General features: G+C 64.2%; 18 protein-coding genes and 1 pseudogene. 9 read left to right on the top strand and 10 right to left on the bottom strand.

The genetic code is table 11. The annotated features are described in order from the left end of the window. A pseudogene (locus PHD22_RS12465) lies at positions 1-313 on the top strand (OsmC family protein); the annotation flags it as partial. A gap of 36 nt (positions 314-349) precedes the next feature. Here PHD22_RS12465 and coq7 read toward each other — a convergent pair. From coq7 to PHD22_RS12445, 4 genes are all read right to left on the bottom strand, one after another. Then, a complete protein-coding gene (coq7, locus tag PHD22_RS12460; protein ID WP_299867223.1) occupies positions 350-970 on the bottom strand; it encodes a 2-polyprenyl-3-methyl-6-methoxy-1,4-benzoquinone monooxygenase in 621 nt (206 codons plus the stop codon). 27 nt (positions 971-997) lie between these two features. Continuing rightward, positions 998-1,531: a CNP1-like family protein gene (locus tag PHD22_RS12455; RefSeq protein ID WP_299867220.1), complete on the bottom strand. Its 534-nt coding sequence runs from the start codon at positions 1,529-1,531 to the stop codon at positions 998-1,000. A gap of 91 nt (positions 1,532-1,622) precedes the next feature. Then, entirely contained in the window at positions 1,623-2,216 is a 594-nt protein-coding gene (locus PHD22_RS12450) for a CBS domain-containing protein (protein ID WP_299867218.1), read from the bottom strand. A gap of 140 nt (positions 2,217-2,356) precedes the next feature. Beyond that, positions 2,357-2,908, bottom strand: coding sequence for an RNA pyrophosphohydrolase (locus PHD22_RS12445; RefSeq protein WP_299867215.1), 552 nt, complete (start codon positions 2,906-2,908; stop codon positions 2,357-2,359). 164 nt (positions 2,909-3,072) lie between these two features. Between PHD22_RS12445 and PHD22_RS12440 the strand changes: the two genes are divergently transcribed. Then, on the top strand, positions 3,073-4,791 hold the full coding sequence (locus tag PHD22_RS12440) for a proline--tRNA ligase (protein ID WP_299867212.1): 1,719 nt from the start codon (positions 3,073-3,075) through the stop codon (positions 4,789-4,791). A gap of 2 nt (positions 4,792-4,793) precedes the next feature. After that, positions 4,794-5,423: a lytic transglycosylase domain-containing protein gene (locus PHD22_RS12435; RefSeq protein WP_299867210.1), complete on the top strand. Its 630-nt coding sequence runs from the start codon at positions 4,794-4,796 to the stop codon at positions 5,421-5,423. 63 nt (positions 5,424-5,486) lie between these two features. Here the strand turns inward: PHD22_RS12435 and mnmA are convergent, their stop codons facing one another. The 3 genes from mnmA to PHD22_RS12420 are packed head-to-tail and all read right to left on the bottom strand — an operon-like array spanning position 5,487 to position 7,619. Continuing rightward, positions 5,487-6,599: a tRNA 2-thiouridine(34) synthase MnmA gene (gene mnmA, locus PHD22_RS12430; RefSeq protein ID WP_299867207.1), complete on the bottom strand. Its 1,113-nt coding sequence runs from the start codon at positions 6,597-6,599 to the stop codon at positions 5,487-5,489. Further along, positions 6,589-7,164: a hypothetical protein gene (locus tag PHD22_RS12425; RefSeq protein ID WP_299867205.1), complete on the bottom strand. Its 576-nt coding sequence runs from the start codon at positions 7,162-7,164 to the stop codon at positions 6,589-6,591. Before PHD22_RS12425 ends, mnmA begins: the two co-directional genes overlap by 11 nt. Positions 7,165-7,166: 2 nt before the next feature. Then, positions 7,167-7,619 carry an NUDIX hydrolase gene (locus PHD22_RS12420; protein WP_299867202.1) on the bottom strand — a complete coding sequence of 151 codons (453 nt, stop codon included), beginning with the start codon at positions 7,617-7,619 and terminating at the stop codon, positions 7,167-7,169. Positions 7,620-7,738: 119 nt separating this feature from the next. On the opposite strand from PHD22_RS12420, the gene PHD22_RS12415 reads away from it, so the two are divergent. The 5 genes from PHD22_RS12415 to PHD22_RS12395 all read left to right on the top strand — a co-directional run bounded on the left by PHD22_RS12415 (position 7,739) and on the right by PHD22_RS12395 (position 11,836). Continuing rightward, entirely contained in the window at positions 7,739-8,659 is a 921-nt protein-coding gene (locus PHD22_RS12415) for a branched-chain amino acid transaminase (RefSeq protein ID WP_299867199.1), read from the top strand. Between the two features lie 23 nt (positions 8,660-8,682). After that, positions 8,683-8,883, top strand: a complete 201-nt coding sequence (locus PHD22_RS12410; protein WP_299867196.1) for a zinc-finger domain-containing protein — start codon at positions 8,683-8,685, stop codon at positions 8,881-8,883. Between the two features lie 76 nt (positions 8,884-8,959). Further along, on the top strand, positions 8,960-9,391 hold the full coding sequence (locus PHD22_RS12405) for a nuclear transport factor 2 family protein (RefSeq protein ID WP_299867193.1): 432 nt from the start codon (positions 8,960-8,962) through the stop codon (positions 9,389-9,391). Further along, a complete protein-coding gene (locus tag PHD22_RS12400) occupies positions 9,388-10,428 on the top strand; it encodes a hydrolase (protein ID WP_366520735.1) in 1,041 nt (346 codons plus the stop codon). The genes PHD22_RS12405 and PHD22_RS12400 overlap by 4 nt, the downstream gene beginning before the upstream one ends. Before the next feature lie 25 nt (positions 10,429-10,453). Continuing rightward, a complete protein-coding gene (locus tag PHD22_RS12395) occupies positions 10,454-11,836 on the top strand; it encodes a phosphomannomutase/phosphoglucomutase (RefSeq protein WP_299867190.1) in 1,383 nt (460 codons plus the stop codon). 118 nt (positions 11,837-11,954) lie between these two features. Here the strand turns inward: PHD22_RS12395 and PHD22_RS12390 are convergent, their stop codons facing one another. Further along, on the bottom strand, positions 11,955-12,545 hold the full coding sequence (locus tag PHD22_RS12390) for a PEP-CTERM sorting domain-containing protein (protein WP_299867187.1): 591 nt from the start codon (positions 12,543-12,545) through the stop codon (positions 11,955-11,957). A gap of 492 nt (positions 12,546-13,037) precedes the next feature. Between PHD22_RS12390 and PHD22_RS12385 the strand changes: the two genes are divergently transcribed. Beyond that, positions 13,038-14,360, top strand: coding sequence for an IS110 family transposase (locus PHD22_RS12385; RefSeq protein ID WP_299867184.1), 1,323 nt, complete (start codon positions 13,038-13,040; stop codon positions 14,358-14,360). 352 nt (positions 14,361-14,712) lie between these two features. Here the strand turns inward: PHD22_RS12385 and PHD22_RS12380 are convergent, their stop codons facing one another. Further along, the gene (locus PHD22_RS12380) at positions 14,713-15,258 is read right to left on the bottom strand and encodes an NUDIX domain-containing protein (RefSeq protein ID WP_299867180.1); all 546 of its coding nucleotides are present in this window, start codon (positions 15,256-15,258) and stop codon (positions 14,713-14,715) included. Positions 15,259-15,262: 4 nt separating this feature from the next. After that, positions 15,263-17,339, bottom strand: a 2,077-nt coding sequence (alaS, locus tag PHD22_RS12375; protein ID WP_299867177.1) for an alanine--tRNA ligase, incomplete at its 5' end; no start/stop codon positions are given.

The following is a 17,339-nucleotide window of genomic DNA, read 5'->3' as shown; positions in this document are numbered from 1 at the left end:
ACCTGGCCGCACGCCCGATGGAACTGATGCTCGCCGGCGCCGGCGGCTGCACCGCTTTTGACGTGTCCTCATCCTCAAGCGCAGTCGCCAGGATGTGACCGACTGCGCCGTCAGCCTGAAGGCAGAGCGCGCCGAAACCGAACCCAAGGTATTCACCCGCATTGCATTCCACTATACGGTCAGTGGACGCAACCTGAAATCCGAAAGTGTCGAGCGCGCCATCAAGCTTTCCTACGAGAAATACTGCTCGGCCACCATCATGCTCGGAAAAACTGCAGAGATCACCCACACCTGGGAGATCGTCGAAGTCTGAACCCCCAAGAGCGGGCAAGCTCTGGCCCGCCCTCTCTCAAACCCAGTAAGCCACCCCTGTCATCACCCTGGAACTGGCTTTCATGGCGGCCTTGACCGGGGCAGGCAACTCCACTGCGCCCAGTTGCACGGCCGTTGCCGCGTGGGCGACTTCGTCGGTCTTCATCTGTTCAACGATTTCCCGGGAGCGCTGATCCTGCAGCGGCAAGCGCTCCAGATGGCTCTTCAGGTGGGCCTCCACCTGCCTTTCGGTTTCTGCCAGGAAACCCAGGTTGATGCCATCACCGAACCTGGCCGCCAGCATTCCGATGGCCAGGGAGCCCCCGTACCACAGCGGATTGAGCAGGCTCTTGCGCCCCCCCAGTTCCGCAATCCGTCTCTCGGTCCAGGCCAGATGCTCGGTCTCTTCATGGGCCGCCTGTTCCAGCGCCTGCTTGATTCCGGCATCCTTGGACATCAGGGCCTGCCCTTGGTAGAGGGCCTGGGCACAGATCTCGCCACAGTGGTTCACCCGCATCAGGGAAGCGGCAAGGCGCCGCTCTTCCTCGCTCATCTCCGGCTCGGGCAGGTGTTCGCCAGGCACGGGGCGCACTGTATGAGCACTGGCAAAGACTGTCCTGAGCGCCTTGTCGAAGCCAACGATCAAATGATCAATCATGATTATTTTCCCTTGAGGACAGAAGATTCAGTAACGGCTGGCGGCACGGAGATTGCGCAGAATGTCTTCCCGGCTGGGCAGGATGGAACCGGGTAGGCAGAAAAACTCCTTGAACAGCAAGGCGTGGTGACGATTCAGGGCATTGTCACTGATGCGCTGCCATGCATCATTACGCGAAGGGACCCAGTCCCCCTTGCTTCGACCGATCGCAAACAGCTTGCGCTCGGCCGTCTCGCAGCGCATCCCCTCAAAGCTCACATTCTCGGCGCCTCCCGCCGACCGGATCACCAGGGTGTAGCGAACGACTTCATCCGGATCCACACGCAGGGATCTTCCATCCACAAAAAATGCAGCCGTTGCTTCCGCGCTAGGGCGAAAGGGGATGAGATCGGCATCAACGGGGTATGGAGGAAGAGTCCATTCGAACTCTTTCCACTCGGCCTTGACCTGTTCTTCGAACGCAGGCTTTTCAAGAGCAGCGCAGCCGGCAAGGGCAGGCAGGACGCAGACAGCAACTACGCGCATGGCCAGCGGGACCAAGCGGTTGAACAACACGGACATGGTGGCTCTCGCGGAAAAACAGGCTGCCGATTCTAACTCGTACCCCCTCCACCGGGCCATCGCTCCGGCAGCCTTCCGCACCACAGCACTGCTACCGGGCGATGGCCGCCTCGATCTCGGCAAATGTACGGGCCACTTCCGCCGTCTGCAGGGGAATCCCCATCTGACGGGCGATCTGGGAAGCAGAAAAGATGCCTCTGACTGCCATCGCCCCCTCCTCGACCGTCTCCATCACCAGCGCATGCTGGCGACCACAATCCTTGAGCGTCGCAACCACATGCCCCACCTCGGAACGCAGGACGTCGGAAAGATGCACGGCGTCGAGTTGCTCCGTCGCCACCATGATGTCCCGCACGGAGAGTTCCTCGTGACGCATCATCCTCTCCCGGGCCACCCGGGTCGGCTTTTCGCCAAGCAGGTCATTGGCCGTGACGATACCGACAATGCGCTTGCCCGGATCGGTCACGAAGAGCAGACGCACCCCCCGCAGGATCATCGCGTGATTGGTTTCGGACAGAGATGTCTCGACGGGGATGGTTGCGGCGGGAATTCGTCGCAGGTCGGTCATGACCTCGATGGCAGGTGAGCTGGCCGTCACCTTGGCCATACTCCAGGCGTCGGTGATTTCGCAGATTCCGCCCTGAACGCGAAACTGTTTGATCGGCGAATAGTGCAAGCGCTCCATGGTGTCTCCTCCCGATTGGCTCTACATCGAAATCCGGTATCACCAGGGTGATCCGGGCTGAACGCCTCGTTTATTACGGCAACGATAGCAGTGATTTCGAACCTGGAACAGATACACCAAAGAGCGCTCGGAACAGCACTTCAGAGGGGGTGATGTCGATCCACTGGCGCCGACGACACTTCCGCCGGCCGATAGCTTTCGGGAATGTCAAATACCCGATCCCGGAAGAGCAGGCGGGCAAGTTCGACCAGGGCCGATTGATACACCCCCCGCTTGAACTCGATCACCGCTTCCAGCGGAACCCAATAGGAACTCCAGCGCCAGGCATCAAACTCCGGGTGATTGCTGGCACGCAGGCAGACGTCGGAATCACGCCCCACCAGACGCAGCAGAAACCAGATCTGTTTCTGGCCGCGGTAGGTGTTGCGCCATTCGCGCTTGATCCAGTGCTTCGGCACGTCATACCTCAGCCAGCCGCGGGTGCGGCCGATGATGCGGACGTGCTCCGGCTTCAAGCCGACTTCTTCGAAGAGCTCACGGTACATGGCCTGTTCCGGCGATTCGCCGTGCTTGATTCCGCCCTGCGGAAACTGCCAGGAGTGCTCTCGTATCCGTTTGCCCCAGAAAACCTCGTTGCGCGCATTCACCAGAATGATGCCGACGTTAGGCCGATAGCCTTCACGGTCGAGCATGATGCAACCTTCAATTCATGAACTGGCCAGAATTCTTCCACATTTCCCCCTGTCGCGAAAGAACAACGCCCCTTTGCGGTGCGCCGCAACGGACCCTGCCATCCGATCCGAAGCGCGCTAAAATCTCGGGCTGTCCTTTAATCCTTCGATCCGGATTTCCTCCAATGCGCGCCTCCCAGTTCTTCCTCTCGACCCTCAAGGAAGCCCCTTCCGACGCAGAAGTCATCAGCCACAAGCTGATGATGCGCGCCGGCCTGATCAAACGCCTCGCCGGCGGCATCTACACCTGGATGCCGCTGGGCCTGCGCGCCCTGCGCAAGGTCGAGGCGATCGTGAGGGAAGAAATGAACCGCGCCGGCGCCATCGAGGTGCTGATGCCCGCGGTGCAGCCCGCCGAGCTGTGGCAGGAATCCGGCCGCTGGGATTTCTACGGCCCCGAGCTGCTGCGCTTCAAGGACCGCCACGACCGCGACTTCGTCGTCGGCCCGACCCACGAAGAGGTCATCACCGACGTGGTCCGCCGTGACCTGAAGAGCTACCGCCAGCTGCCCAAGCACTTCTACCAGGTGCAGACCAAGTTCCGCGATGAGATCCGCCCGCGCTTCGGGGTGATGCGCGGGCGCGAGTTCGTGATGAAGGACGGCTACTCTTTCCACAGCTCCTTCGAGGATCTGCAGCGCGAATACCGCAACATGTACGACACCTACCACCGCATCTTCAACCGCCTCGGCCTGAAGTTCCGCGCAGTGGCCGCCGACACCGGCTCGATCGGCGGCACCGGCTCCCACGAGTTCCACGTCATCGCCGAGACCGGCGAGGACGACATCGCCTACTGCCCCGTCTCCGACTACGCTGCCAACGTCGAGCTGGCCGAGGCCCTCGCCCCGGCCACGCCGCGCCCGGCGGCATCGGCTGCGCTCACCAAGGTGCACACCCCCGGCGTCAAGACCATCGACGAACTCGCCGCCTTCCTCAAGCTGCCGGCCACCGCCACCGTCAAGGCCATCGTCGTCGATGGCGACGAGGCCGCCGGCAACAAGCCGGTGCTCCTGCTCATCCGCGGCGACCACGAACTCAACGAGGTCAAGGCCCAGAAGGTCGCCGGCGTCAAGAACCCGCTCACCTTCGCCGCCCCGGCCGACATCCTCGCCGCCTTCGGCGCCAACGCCGGCTCGCTGGGCCCGGTGGGCTTTGCCGGCCGTGTGGTGATGGACCGCACGGTGGCCGCGATGGCCGACTTCGTCACCGGCGCCAATGAAGACGACCACCACTACACCGGCGTCAACATCGGCCGCGACTTCCCCGAAGCCGAAGTGGCCGACCTGCGCAACGTGGTCGCCGGCGACCCGTCGCCCGACGGCCAGGGCACCCTCGAGATCTGCCGCGGCATCGAAGTCGGCCACATCTTCCAGCTGCGCACCAAGTACGCCGAAGCCCTCAACTGCAAGTTCCTCAACGAGCAGGGCAAGGAGCAGATCATGGAGATGGGCTGCTACGGCATCGGCGTGTCGCGCATCCTCGGCGCCGCCATTGAGCAGAACAACGACGCCCGCGGCATCATCTGGCCCGACGCCATCGCCCCCTTCCAGGTCGCCATCGTGCCGATGGGCTACGCCAAGTCCGAAGCCGTACGCACCGTCGCCGACGCGCTCTACGCCGAACTCAGCGCCGCCGGCATCGACGCCTTCCTCGACGACCGCGACGAGCGTCCCGGCTCCCTGCTGGCCGACAACGAGCTCATCGGCACCCCGCACCGGGTGGTGATCGGCGACCGCGGCCTGAAGGAAGGCGTCGTCGAATACCAGGGCCGTCGCGACGCCGAAGCCACCAAGCTCCCCGTGGCCGACGTGGCCGCCACCGTCATCGCCAGGCTCAAGGGCTGACCATGCGTCGCCTGACCGCCTTCGTCCGCACCAGCCTGGCGGCATTGCTGCTGGGCGGCGCGGCCGCGGCGGGGCACGCCGGCAACCAGCAGTACGAGCCCCTCGCTGCCAGCGTCCAGGCCGCGCTGCATGCGGCCGTGGCCGACCAGGCGCCGCTCGACCCCAGCTTTGTACGCTCCCCTGAAAAGGCCCGCTGGCTGGCCGAAATGTCCGGACGCCTGGCCAGGCGGCTCCCGGACCAGACATACCGGGAAGAGCTCCTGCGGGCCGTGCACTACGAAGCCACCCGGGCCGGGCTGGACCCGCAGCTGATCCTGGGCCTGATCCAGGTGGAAAGCGGCTTCAAGAAATACGCCGTTTCCAGTGCCGGCGCCCGGGGCTACATGCAGGTCATGCCCTTCTGGGCCCGACTGATCGGCAACCAGGACACCAACCTGTTCCACATGCGCACCAACCTGCGCTTCGGCTGCACGATCCTGCGCCACTACCTGGATATCGAAAAAGGCGATCTCTTCCGCGCCCTGGGTCGCTACAACGGCAGCCTGGGCAGGGCGGAGTATCCCAACCTGGTGCGGGGTGCTTGGGAGAACCACTGGTCCTATCCGCCGCTGCGGCTTGCTCAGACCCCCTGAGGTGCATGCGCACCCATGCAAAAACGGGCCTTGTGGGCCCGTTCTCGCTCGTATCACCGGAAATCAGGCGATGATGATCCCGCCTCCCAGGCACACCTTGCTCTCGTAGATCACCACGCTCTGGCCAGGGGTCACCGCCCACTGGGGCTGGGCGAAAGCAATCTCCGCCCGCCCCCCCTCCAGGACATCGATCTCGCAGGGGGCATCCGGCGTGCGGTAGCGGGGCTTGGCGGTGTACACCCAGTGGGTCCGGGGATCACGACCCGACACCCACGACAGGTCTGCGGCGATCATGCGCTCCTTGAGCAAGGCAGGATGGTCGTGCCCCTGCACCACGTACAGCACGTTCCTGGCCATATCCTTGGCCGCCACGTACCATGCATCGTGCTCGCCGGCCTCATCCTGGTTGCCCTTGATCCCTCCGATCTGCAGCCCCTTGCGCTGACCGATGGTGTGGTGCATCAGGCCCTGGTGCTGGCCGATCACCCGATCCCCCTCCAGGGTGCGGATCTCGCCCGGCCGGGCCGGGAGATACCGGGACAGGAACTCCCGGAAGGGACGTTCCCCGATGAAGCAGATGCCCGTGGAATCCTTCTTGTCGAACACGTGCAGGCCCGCTGCCTCGGCCATCTTGCGCACCTCCCGCTTGTACAGGTGGCCAAGCGGGAAGAGGACTTTAGACAACTGGGCCTGGTTGAGGCGGTAGAGGAAGTAGCTCTGGTCCTTGGTACCGTCCTCGGCCTTGAGGAGCTGATATTCCGTACGGCCATCATTGGTCCATTCCCGCACCTGGGCATAGTGCCCCGTGGCGATCCGGTCCGCCCCCAGGGCCAGCGCGTGATCGAGAAACGCCTTGAACTTGATCTCCGAGTTGCACAGGATGTCCGGGTTCGGCGTGCGGCCAGCCTCGTACTCCTTCAGGAAATCGGCGAACACCCGCTCCTTGTACTCCCTGGAGAAGTTGACCACCTCCAGTTCGATCCCGAGCACATCGGCCACGGACACCACATCCACCAGATCCTGCCGGGTGGAACAGTATTCATCGTCGTCATCGTCTTCCCAGTTCTTCATGAACAGCCCGACCACGTCGTAGCCCTGCTGCTTGAGGAGCAGCGCCGCCACGGACGAATCCACGCCGCCGGACATGCCGACAATGACTTTTTCCTTACGAGACATTCGGTCCCTCTCCATCCATCCAGTCTTCCAGGGGCAACACCACGGCGGGATCGCCGTGCTCCCCGAACCAGGTATCCACCACGAAACGGGGCAGCGGACTCCCCTCCCCCGTAATGTTCGATTGTTTCTCCCGGATCACTGCCGAGAAATGCTGGGCAAACAACCAGCGTACCCGGCGGTGGATCCGGTCCACCTCATGAAAACGCAGCAGGCCGCGCTTCGCCAGGATCTCCAGGAAACCGGTCGTGGTTTCCGCATGATCGATGCAGTCCATCATTCCATGGACCCCATCGTCGAGGAAATCCCCCGGTCGATCCACGGCGATGGGCGTATGCAGGCCCGCCCACCGATACCAGCGACCCATCACCTGGGCGAGGATGCCACGCTCCTCCACCGGCGTATCGGCCATTCGGAGACTGACCGCCGCTTCCTCGAGGATGTCCTCCGGGAAGAGGACCGCCACCCGCACCAGACAGCCGTAGTTGAAGCACACCGTCGCCGACTCGTGCGCCTGGACCGGGGTCAGGTGCAGAGAAAGGGCCAGGAACAGCAGCCATCCGCGCATGCTCAGGCGTCATAGTGCCGGATCAGCTCCAGCGGAAAACGCCTGCCGATCAGGTAATCCTCGCAACACCTCAGGATCAGCGGACTGCGGTGACGGGACTGGGTGGCCCGGATCTCATCGATATCCATCCAGACAGCCCGCAGGATGCCGTCATCGAGGCGGAGGGCCGGATCGAATTCCCCCAGGGCACCCCCGAAGGCGAAACGCAAGTAGGTGATCTCCCCATCGGGGCGGGGCCACTGGTAGATGCCCACCAGGAATTGCGGTGTGAAACGGTGAGCCGTCTCCTCCAGGGCTTCACGCGCTGCAGCAGCCACCAGGGACTCCCCCTGGTCCAGATGGCCCGCCGGCTGGTTGAAGCGCACTCCAGCCTCGGTCTCTTCCTCCACCAGCAGAAAGCGCCCCTGCCGCTCCACCACCGCCGCCACCGTCACATTCGGCTTCCAGGTCCTCATGGCGAATCCACACGCTAAAAGCGCATATTTTACCCCCTTCCGGCGGGCCGTCCGCAGCTTCGCGGAATGCGCTAGAATCTACGGCTCGAATTTACTGAACTCAGCTGGAGATCCCCATAATGTCGATGGCAGACCGCGACGGTTTCATCTGGTACGACGGCAAGCTCGTGCCGTGGCGCGAAGCGACCACCCACGTGCTCACCCACTCCCTCCACTACGGCCTGTCGGTCTTCGAGGGGGTAAGGGCGTACAACACCGTCAAGGGCACCGCGATCTTCCGCCTCGCCGAGCACACCCAGCGCCTGCTCAATTCCGGCAAGATCTACATGATGAACATCCCCTACACCAAGGATGAACTCATGGAGGCCCAGCTGGAGGTGGTCCGCGCCAACAAGCTCGAGTCCTGCTACCTGCGCCCGATCGCCTTCTACGGCTCCGAGAAGATGGGCATTTCCACCAAGGGTGCCACCGTGCACGTGGCCATCGCCGCCTGGCCCTGGGGCGCCTACCTGGGCGAGGACGGCCTCACCAAGGGCATCCGCGTCAAGACCTCCTCCTTCGCCCGCCACCACGTCAACGTGACCATGCCGCGCGCCAAGCTGGCCTCCACCTACGCCAACTCCATCCTGGCCAACCTGGAAGCCACCGAAGCCGGCTACGACGAAGCGCTGCTCCTCGACACCAACGGCTTTGTGGCCGAAGGCGCCGGCGAAAACCTCTTCGTGATCAAGGACGGCGTGATCTACGAGCCCGAGATCGCCTCTGCCCTCACCGGCATCACCCGCAGCTCCGTGATTCAGGTGGCCAAGGAGTTCGGTCTCGACGTGGTCTCCAAGCGCATCACCCGCGACGACATCTACATCGCCGACGAAGCCTTCTTCACCGGCACCGCCGCCGAGGTCACCCCGATCCGCGAGCTTGACGGCCGCGTCATCGGCGAGGGCGCCCGCGGCCCGATCACCGAGAAGCTGCAGACCCGCTTCTTCGAGATCGTAAACGGCAAGGCCCCCGCATACGAACACTGGCTGTCCTTCATCTAAGAATCCGTACCCAGGAGAAATCCATGCCCGAGAATCAGGACAAGAGCACGCCGATCGAAGTCAGCGCCAAGGATCTGCCCCTGCACTGCCCGATGCCCGACGCCCCCCTGTGGGCCCGCCACCCCCGCGTCTTCCTGGACGTAGCCGGCGAAGGCAAGGCCACCTGCCCCTACTGCGGCGCCAAATATGTCTTGAGAGGCGAACTGCCCAAGGGTCATCACTGACCCTTGATGCAGGCTTCGGCCAGCGCGGGGGCGGCAACGCCCCCGCGTCACGTCCACCGTCCCCTGGTCACTCCCCATGAGCACGTCCGATTTTGCTACCCCTGACGATGCGGAAGCCGCCTTCTACGCCGCCCTTGCCCGTGCCGACGTGGGAGGGGTAATGGCGATCTGGTCTGAAGAAGAGGAAGTCGTCTGCGTCCATCCAGCCAGCATCCGGCTGGTGGGACTTTACGCCATACGTGAATCCTGGCGTCAGGTGTTCGCCAGCGGAGCCCGCATCACCGTAAGCACGACCCATCCTGTCCGCTGGGTCAGCGCCACCACAGCAGTCCATAGCGTTCATCAGCACGTGCATGTGGAAGGGGACGACCGCCTGCACCCCCTCATCATCGCCACCAACGTCTTCAGCCGTGGCGCCCGGGGCTGGCGTCTGGTCATGCATCACGCAGCGCCGGCGCCCGACACGGATAACCTGCACTACCACGACACCCCCCATATCGTCCATTGACCCATCACCGGATATCTAATGGCAGCTACCGCCCGCCCGTCTGGCTACCGGGAGGGCATGCCCAGACCCTCTGGCCCCTGCTGCGAAAGGGGCCGTTTCCCGTGCTTCAGCGGGAACGCTGGGACACCCCCGACGGGGACTTCATCGATGTGGATTGGCTGCCCCACATCCCGGGCTCGCCGCTGGTCATCCTCTTCCATGGCCTCGAAGGCTCCAGCAGCTCTCCCTATGCCCGAGCCCTGATGCGCCTCCTGAGCGACAAGGGCTGGAACGGTGTGATCCCCCATTTCCGGGGCTGCTCAGGTGAGCCCAACCGTCTCCCCCGGGCCTATCACTCCGGCGATGCCGACGAAATCGACTGGATCCTTGAACGGATTGCCAGCCAGCATCCCCAGATCCCCCGCTACGGAGCGGGCGTCTCTCTGGGCGGCAATGCGCTGCTGCTCTGGCTCGGGACCCGCGGCAACGCCGCCGGGCCAGTCCTGAAAGCTGCAGCTGCGATCTGCCCCCCCCTGGACCTGAGTGCAGCAGGCCATACTCTGGGCAAGGGATTCAACCTGATCTATACCCGGCATTTCCTGACAACCCTGAAGCGCAATGCCGCCGCCAAGCTGCTCCAGTATCCCGGCCTTTTTGATCAAGCCCGCATGCTGGCGAGCCGTACGCTCTACGAATTCGACGATCTGGTCACCGCTCCCCTGCACGGCTACCGCAACGTGGACGACTACTGGCAGAAAGCCTCCAGCAAACCTCATCTGTCGGGCATCCGCGTTCCCACCCTGATCATCAATCCCCGCAACGATCCTTTCCTGCCGGCCGACCATCTGCCCACCCCGCAAGACGTCTCGGCCCAGGTCAGCCTGGAGCAACCCTCCGATGGCGGACATGTGGGATTTGTCAGTGGCCCCTGGCCCGGCCATCTGGAATGGCTCCCCCATAGACTTCTGGCATTTTTTACGGAAGCTCGCCCTTCGGGTCAGAGCCCCCCGGGAACAGCGGGATACCATGACGCACCGCGTATAATTCAGGCTTCATGAATCGTTTTTTACTGGAGTAGCGCACATGTTTGTTCCTGCCCCCGAGATTTTCAAGGCCTATGACATTCGCGGCATCGTGGACAAGACCCTGACCGCCGAAGCAGTCCAGGCCATTGGCCACGCTCTCGGTTCCGAAGCGGTGACCCGGGGCCAGAAAGCCATCGCCGTGGGCCGGGACGGCCGTCTGTCCGGCCCTGAGCTGGCCGGCGCCCTCGCTGACGGCATCCGTGCTGCAGGTGTCGATGTCATCGACGTGGGCTGTGTGCCCACCCCACTCACCTACTTCGCCGCCTACGAGCTGGGCACAAACTCCTGCGTTTCGGTCACCGGCAGCCACAACCCGCCCGACTACAACGGCCTCAAGATGGTGCTGGGCGGCCAGACCCTGTTCGGCGAACTCATCCAGGCCCTGCGCCAGCGCATCATCGACGGCAACCTGGTCACCGCCGCCACCCCCGGCAAGCTCACCCAGGCCGACGTGGTGCCCGCCTACATCGGCAAGATCCTCGGCGACGTGAAGCTCTCCCGCCCCATGAAGATCGTGATGGACTGCGGCAACGGCGTGGCCGGCGCGGTGGCCCCCGAACTCTTCAAGCGTCTGGGCTGCGAACTGGTCGAGCTGTTCTGCGAAGTGGATGGCAACTTCCCCAACCACCACCCGGACCCGTCCAAGCCTGAGAACCTCGCCGACGTAATCCGCGCCCTGCGTGAGACCGACGCCGAAATCGGCCTCGCCTTCGACGGCGACGGCGACCGCCTGGGCGTTGTCACCAAGGATGGCGAAATCATCTTCCCCGACCGCCAGCTGATGCTCTTCGCCGAAGACGTGCTGACCCGCGTGCCGGGCGGCGAGATCATCTACGACGTCAAATGCACCCGCAACCTGGCCGGCTGGATCACCGCCCGCGGCGGCAAGCCCACCATGTGGAACACCGGCCACGCGCTGGTCAAGGCCAAGCTCAAGGAGACCGGCGCCCCGCTGGCCGGCGAGATGAGCGGCCACGTGTTCTTCAAGGAACGCTGGTACGGCTTCGACGACGGGCTGTACACCGGCGCCCGCCTGCTCGAGATCGTGTCCCGCCACGCCGACGCCAACCCGCTGCTCAAGAGCCTGCCGGACGCCGTCAGCACCCCCGAGCTCAACATCAAGATGAACGAGGGCGAGCCCTTCGCGCTGGTCGACAAACTCAAGGCCGAGGCCCGCTTCGAGGGCGCCGAGAGCATCCTGACCATCGACGGCGTGCGCGTCGAGTACGCCGACGGCTTCGGCCTCGCCCGCCCGTCCAACACCACCCCGGTGGTGGTGCTGCGCTTCGAGGCCGACAGCGAGACCGCCATCGCCCGCATCCAGGCCGACTTCCGCCGCGCTATCGAGGCCGTCTGGCCGGGCGTGCAGCTGCCGTTCTGAGGCCATCCGGCTGCTTTCCGGCCGCTTCAATGCAAACGCCCCGGGGATCGTACCCCGGGGCGTTTTCGTTTCGGAGGCGGGCGGCCAGCGCGGCCGCTCATGCCCTGACAGCTTCGGCTCAGGCCCGACGGCGGCGGGCCAGCCCGAGGCCGGCGAGGCCCAGGCCCAGCAGCGCAGCGGAGGTCGGCTCGGGGATGGCATTGCTGCCGTTCACCTGGATGTCATCGACCAGGAAGCCGCCATTGGTGTTGATGCGCAGCGTATCCACTGCGGCAAAATTGAGGACGGCATTGGTCCACGGGCTGCTGAAGGTGAGGCTGACGCTATCGGTCACCGCGCCAGCCAGCAGACCCTCGATGGTGACGGAGGTGAGCTGCCCCTGCCAGCCGTTGAGCCACAGATCCTGGACGGAGAAAGTGCCCCCGCCCACCTGGGTCATGACCATGTTGCCATAGTAGTTGTTGAGGGCCGCAAACTTGCCACTGTGCCCGCTGCCGACCCCGGTACTCCACCCCCCCCCCGTGGGGCTGACGTCGATCACGTCCATGTTCTGGCTGAACACGAAGCCGGAGTCGGTGAAGCCAAAACCGTTATTGGGCCCAACGGTGCCGGGAGCGATCTGCGAATCAAAGTTGATGACGGCAGCGCTGGCGGCCGTGCAGGCCAGCGCGAGGGTGATGCCGGAAATGAGCTTGTGGATGGTTTTCATGGGTTGTTTTCGCTTGCTGTCTGATGGTTGCTTTTGTTAAAACGCCAAAATACAAAAGCAAGAGCCGTACCCGAAGGCTTAAAAAGCCGGAACGGATAAATAAACTCAAAAAAATCAGTCAAATACACTCAAAAAGCAAAGACGCAACAACTCCTGTATTTTACAAAAAAACCAGAAATGTAAAATTTGCCGACACAAAGTAAAAAAACGATGGCCTGAACCTCTGAGCAACCCAATCCCGCGCGCGGACCCGGTGTCCCTGAAGAAACGACGATGCGTTACAAGGTGAACGGCAGTGCCGAGATGACCGACACGTCATTGGTGCGAGCACGCGGCGTTAGCCGACGCCGTGTTGCGAGCCCGTCTCTGAGCATGGTCCGGGAATCGTCGGTGACATTGGTGAGCGGCGCGAGCCGCATCCCGTTTGAGAGATCGAGTCGAATTCGACGCTTCCCATGGCACTGCCGTTCATCAACGATGGTGGAGCAGGCTATGGCGATGCGCAAGCGAGAAGACGAGGTGTTTCCGAACGCAGCGGGAATCGATGTCGGGGCCTCGAGTCACTGGGTGGCGGTGCCGGGGCACTGCACGGATGCACCGGTTCGTGAATTCGGTGCGATGACCGACGATCTGCACGCGATGGCCGAGTGGCTGCTGGCGTGCGGGGTCGATGTGGTGGCGCTGGAGTCGACGGGGGTGTACTGGATTCCCGTGTATGAACTGCTCGAGAGCCGAGGTTTGAAGGTGTGGCTGGTCGATGCGCGTCAGGTCAAGTACGTGCCCGGACGCAAGAGCGATGTGGCCGACTGCCAGTGGCTGCAAAAGCTTATGAGCCATGGCCTGCTGCGTGCGGCGTTTCGCCCGGCGGGCGAGGTGTGTGTGCTGCGCGCGGTGGCGCGTAGCCGCGAGGTTCTGCTCACCGAGCAGGCCAGTTGGGTGCAGCGCATGCAAAAGGCGCTGGTGCAGATGAACATCCAACTCACCGAGGTCATCAGCGACGTCATGGGCCAGACCGGTCAGGCGATTATCCGTGACATCGTGGCCGGCCAGCGCGATCCGGCGGTCTTGGCTCGGCATCGGCACCGACGCATCAAGGCCAGCGAGCAGGACATCGTGCGGGCGCTCACCGGTCATTGGCGCGAGGAGCACCTGTTCGTGCTCGGGCAGGCACTGGGAATGTATGACGACATCGCCAGACATCTGCACGAGTGCGACACGAAACTACAGACCTTGCTGGCTGAACGCTCTTCTGCCTGCGTGGACGTTGGCAAGACCCCGCGTACGGGCAGCAAGGCCCGTGCGCAGTTCGACCTTCGTCAGCAGTTGGCCAACTGGGCCGGTTGTGATCTGACGCGTATCAATGGGCTGGGCCTGGAGAGCGTGATGAAGATCCTCAGCGAGTTGGGCACCGACCTCTCCCGCTTCGCCAACGTCAAACACTTCTGCTCCTGGCTCGGACTGTGTCCGGCCACGAAGATCAGCGGCGGCAAGGTGATCAGCGCGCGGACCAAGCGCTCGGCCAATCGGGTCCGCCAGGCGCTGAAGATGGCCGCGATGAGCCTGTCACACAGCGACTCGGCGCTCGGCGCCTTCTACCGGAAGTTGTGCACCCGCATGGACAAACCCAGAGCAAACACCGCCACGGCGCACAAGCTCGCGCGCTTGGTGTACTTCATGCTGACGCGTGGGGAAGCCTTCGTCGACGAGGGACAGCAGCGCTACGAGGAACAACAACGCGAGCGCAGCATCGCCGCGCTAAAACGCCGAGCAGCCACGCTCGGATTTCAGATCAACCCCATCGGGACAACTGCATGAGAGTCGCCCCGGCTATTTTTGTTTCTTGAGAGCCGGCCCGCTCCGGGGCGGAGTCGTCACGGCGGCTGGGGACATGGGCACACCACCAGACCACGGACTTGAACTCGCCGAGCCCAGACTTGAAAGCTCTCAAGTCCGGGCATCAAAAGTTCAAGTCGGACTTGAACTCACTGAGCTCAGACTTGCGCTCACTCAAGTTTCAACAACAAACACTCAAGTCAGACTTGAACTCACTGACCTTAAACTTGAAGCCACTCAAGTTTCGGCAACAAAAACTCAAGTCCGACTTGAGTGATCGTCAGTCAAACTTGAGCGCACCCAAGTCTGGCTTAAGCCCGCTCAAGTCGGCGCATCAAAGATCGGCGTGCACGAACAGGTTGCCCTCGGCGATCTCCGGCACCGCCATGCCCCGCGACAACATCCAGTCGCGCACCGCCAGCCCGGTGGCCTGGGGCCAGGGGCGCAGCTGCTCGGGGCGGACCAGGCGATATTCGGCGAGCTCCTCGTTGAGGCGGATCTCACCGCGGGCCTGCACGTGGTAGCCGATGATGATCTCGTTCTTGCGCGCAAACGGGTAGGCGCCGAGCAGCTTCACCGACACGGCGTCGAGGGCGACCTCCTCCATCACCTCGCGGGCCACCGCCTCTTCGGGGGTTTCGCCGCGCTCGAGGAAGCCGGTGACCAGCGCGAACATCTTGTCCGGCCAGGCATGGTTGCGGGCCAGCAGGATGGCGCCGTCCCGGTCCACGCATTCGATCACCGCCGCCACCACCGGCAGCGGGTTGTCCCAGTGCACGAAGCCGCAGCCGGGGGCGAAGCACAGCTGGCGCTCGGCGCCGGCCATCTCGCCCCACTCGAGGGGGCTGCCGCATTGGGGGCAGAAGCGCCAGCTGCTCATCGCCTCAGCCCAGCTTGGCGCCGACCCAGCCGGCCACCGAGGCCAGCGCCGCCGGCAGGGCCGAGGCGTCGGTGCCGCCGGCCTGGGCCATGTCGGGGCGGCCGCCGCCCTTGCCACCGACCTGCTGGGCGACCATGTTGACCAGCTCGCCGGCCTTGACCTTGCCGGTGAGATCGCTGGTGACGCCGGCGATCAGGCTCACCTTGCCGTCACTCACGCTGGCCAGCACGATGGCGGCGCTCTTCAGCTTGTCCTTCAGCTTGTCGAGGGTCTCGCGCAGGGTCGCCACGTCGGCGCCTTCCAGCGTCGCCGCCAGCACCCTGGCGCCGGCGATGTCGGCCGCCTGGCCGGCCAGGTCGTCGCCCTGGCTGGCGGCGAGCTTGCTCTTCAGGCGGGCAAGTTCTTTTTCGAGGGACTTGATGGTGTCGATCACCTGGCCGACGCGGGTCAGCACCTCCTGCGGCTGGGCCTTGAGGGCGCCGGTGACGCCATCGAGGAGCTTCTGCTGATCCTGCACCAGGGCCACCGCCACGTCGCCGCACACCGCCTCGATGCGCCGCACGCCGGCCGCGACGCCACCTTCGAGGGTGATCTTGAACAGGCCGATGTCGCCGGTGCGGGCCACGTGGGTGCCGCCGCACAGCTCTTTCGACGAGCCGATGGTGAGCACCCGCACTTCGTCGCCGTACTTCTCGCCGAAGAGCATCATCGCGCCGGTCTTCTGGGCCGATTCGATATCCATCACCGAAGCGTCGGTGGCGGCGTTGGCGAGGATCTCGTCGTTGACGAGGCGCTCGATGCGGGCGATCTCCTCAGCCGTGACCGGCTGGGTGTGGGCGAAGTCGAAGCGGGTCTTGTCCGGGTCCACCTGGCTGCCCTTCTGTTGCACGTGGGCGCCGAGCACTTCGCGCAGGGCCTTGTGCATCAGGTGGGTGGCCGAGTGGTGGCGGGCGGTGCGAGCGCGGGCGGCGGTGTCGACCTTGGCGGCGACGCCGTTGCCCACCGTGAGCTTGCCGGTGGTGACCACGCCGTGGTGGCCGAACACGGTGGCCTGGATCTTCTGGGTGTCCTCGACCGCGAAGATGCCATGCACCGAGCGCAGCTCGCCGCGGTCGCCCACCTGGCCGCCGGATTCGGCGTAGAACGGGGTGTCGTCGAGCACCACCACGCCCATCTCACCCTCACCCAGCTCATTGACCGCCACGCCGTCCTTGTAGAGGGCCAGGATGTTGCCCTTGGCCTCCAGGCCGTCGTAGCCGTGGAAGGTGGTGGCCGGGCCGTCGTAGTCGAGATTGGCGGCCATCTTGAACTTGCCGGCGGCGCGGGCCTGCTCTTTCTGGCGGGCCATGGCGGCGTCGAAGGCGGCGGAGTCCACGGTCACGCTGCGCTCACGGCACACGTCGGCGGTGAGATCGAGCGGGAAGCCGAAGGTGTCGTGGAGCTTGAAGGCGGTCTCGCCGTTGAACACGGTATTGCCGGCGGCAGCCATCGCGGCCAGTTCGCCTTCGAGGATCGCCATGCCGTTCTCGATGGTGGCGAAGAAGCGGTCTTCCTCCTGCTTGAGGATCTCGGTGACGCGCGCTTCGCCAGCCTTGAGTTCGGGGTAGGCCTCGCCCATCTCGGCCACCAGGTCGGGCACCATCTTGTGGAAGAAGGCAGCGCGGGCGCCCAGCTTGTAGCCGTGGCGGATGGCGCGGCGGATGATCCGGCGCAGCACGTAGCCGCGGCCTTCGTTGCCGGGGATCACGCCGTCGGCGATCAGGAAGGCGCAGGCGCGGATGTGGTCGGCCAGCACCTTGAGGGACGGGCTGTCCATGTCAGCCTTACTGGTCTCACGGGCGGCAGCGGCAATCAAGGCCTGGAACAGGTCGATCTCGTAGTTGGCGTGCACGTGCTGCAGCACCGCGGAAATGCGCTCGAGGCCCATGCCGGTATCCACCGAGGGCTTGGGCAGCGGATGCATCACGCCGGCCTCGTCGCGGTTGAACTGCATGAACACGTTGTTCCAGATCTCGATGAAACGGTCGCCGTCTTCGTCCGGGGAACCCGGGGGGCCGCCCCAGATGTGCTCGCCGTGATCG

The sequence above is a fragment of the Zoogloea sp. genome, from assembly GCF_028693495.1.
Lineage (GTDB): Bacteria > Pseudomonadota > Gammaproteobacteria > Burkholderiales > Rhodocyclaceae > Zoogloea.
Note: the sequence above shows the minus strand (reverse complement) of the source record. Positions and strands in the feature narration are given on the sequence as shown.